We start from the raw sequence: 1,574 nt of genomic DNA, 5'->3' as shown, positions 1-1,574 counted from the left end.
GAACATTTCCCGCATTGATAACACGACTTCACGCTGGTATGGGCTTCGTGCTCTATCCCTGCCAATACTGCTTCATGCACTTCAACAAGTGGACTTATTTGTGTCATATCTTGCATAGGCCATGCTCCTTTTTTTGTGCTATATGCAAAAACACCGGATTCAAAACCCAAGTGAATCGGTGAATAGCTTAATGAATTAAACCTTTGATAATTCAGATCATAGGCAATGGATTGAGTCGACCATCTTAACCAAATGCTGCTCGTTCCCAACCACTATCAGGACATAATCACTAGTTTGTCTATGCTTCGTTCTTTAACCTGAACATCGTAATTCGTGTAACCACTTTGTTAAACAATTCTACAAACAGGAAACGTTGTTGCTGTTTTATCAGTAGAGTCGGGCAATCAGCAGTTCATCGCGAAATAGCAAGTTCCCAACGAAAATACTCACGCTTTACTGCGTAGAAGATTAAAGTATCTATCTGGATTTAGAGAAACAAATCTTGCCTTAATATCTGCCCTCTCTATGGTTATGGAGTCACCTTGATTTATTTTTGTTGATTCTATCCCGTCGACAAATACCGTTAATGGCCGTCTATCCAAACTGATTACTTCTAAATTGTGATCCAGGTCGAATAGCATCGTTCTTAATGATGTCTTTCGCGGGCATATGGAGTTAACTATTATGCAATCTATTTTAGGGTCAACAATGGCTCCCCCAGCTGACAGAGCATAGCCAGTAGATCCGGTAGAAGTAGAAATAATTAATCCATCGCCTTCACAAGTGCATAATTCTTTTTCATCGACTTTTAAAACCTGACGAGATACATGAAGATCAGTCGTTCTTATTACAGCATCATTTAATGCATAGTAAGACAGGTCTTTATAGCCCTCTTTTCTTGTTATTGACACCCTGAGGACAGATCTCTCATCCAATTTATAATTCCCGTCAATTATTAAATCCCAGTAATTGATTATTTCCTCGGGTTCTAGAGAACTTAGGAACCCAACCGTTCCGAAATTTATACATAAGAAAGGAATTTGTAAATGACCATAATTCTGGAAGGCCCTTAGCATCGTCCCATCGCCACCAAGGACTAATATTAAATCTGTTGTATCGAAGTTTTTAACGCAATCTCTTTCGTACCAGGTTGAAATGCCCTTAGTTGTGAGGCTTGTCCCCAGGTGTAAGGTTAGAATTCCGGCCTCAAAATTATCGCCTTTTGTGATAATGCCCATATTCCTCATTGCTTGTACTCCCGAGTTGATCTCCACCACTTATTATGCAAATACTTTGCCATATTCCAGGTAGGCTTTTTTAAGCGATGGCCTTCAAGTCTTTTTAATAACTTAAAACCTTACTATAACCCCCCAACCAATGGCCAAAAATGATGATTTAACAAAAAAATGCTGCTACTGTTTGCCTCAAAAGACCAATGCTAAAGATTGATGTGCAGGAACAACCCTCATCATCATTAACTTCTGAGGAAAACTTTAGCATTAACTTTTGGCAGGCATCTTCATCCAGTTGAATTACTTGTACGAGACGGCAAAGGATTTTTCTTTTGTACGAAA

General features: G+C 39.1%; 1 protein-coding gene. It reads right to left on the bottom strand.

Annotated features, from left to right (window positions below; all coding sequences use genetic code 11):
• Window positions 1–446 precede the first annotated feature (446 nt).
• A complete protein-coding gene (locus tag B2633_RS04965; protein WP_483169546.1) occupies window positions 447–1,277 on the bottom strand; it encodes an NAD(+)/NADH kinase in 831 nt (276 codons plus the stop codon).
• Between the last annotated feature and the right edge of the window lie 297 nt (window positions 1,278–1,574).

It is taken from the genome of Syntrophomonas sp. UBA1041, assembly GCF_002316705.1.
GTDB lineage: Bacteria > Bacillota > Syntrophomonadia > Syntrophomonadales > Syntrophomonadaceae > DTU019.
This window is presented reverse-complemented; position numbering and strand designations above follow the sequence as displayed.